The following is a 278-nucleotide window of genomic DNA, read 5'->3' as shown; positions in this document are numbered from 1 at the left end:
GACAACACGAAAGCAATCACTCGTTTCTTCTAAAGCTGCGAGCTCTGTTAAAAAACTAATTTCCATGTCCGCTTGCCCGTTTTGATAGAGCGTGGCTTTTTTCTGACAAACGATATGAGAAATAGCTGGCGCACTTCCTTCTGTCACTTGCTTTAGTTGGTTCGCAGGTATATAGCCAGGATAGCCTTGTGGATGTTTCCGGCTGGCCTGCTGCGGAATAACGACTTTCATCCAGCCGTCTGTCTCTTCTAATCCAATGACTCGTTCACCGAGCAGTA

1 pseudogene is annotated in these 278 nt (G+C 46.4%); it reads right to left on the bottom strand.

The annotated features are described in order from the left end of the window. Positions 1-278: pseudogene (locus SB658_RS23480) on the bottom strand (peptidase); the annotation flags it as partial.

It is taken from the genome of Bacillus sp. SIMBA_008 (assembly GCF_046535495.1).
Classification (GTDB): Bacteria; Bacillota; Bacilli; order Bacillales; family Bacillaceae; genus Bacillus; species Bacillus subtilis.
The sequence above is the reverse complement of the archived record's forward strand: the minus strand, read 5'-3'. Positions and strand labels throughout refer to the sequence as shown.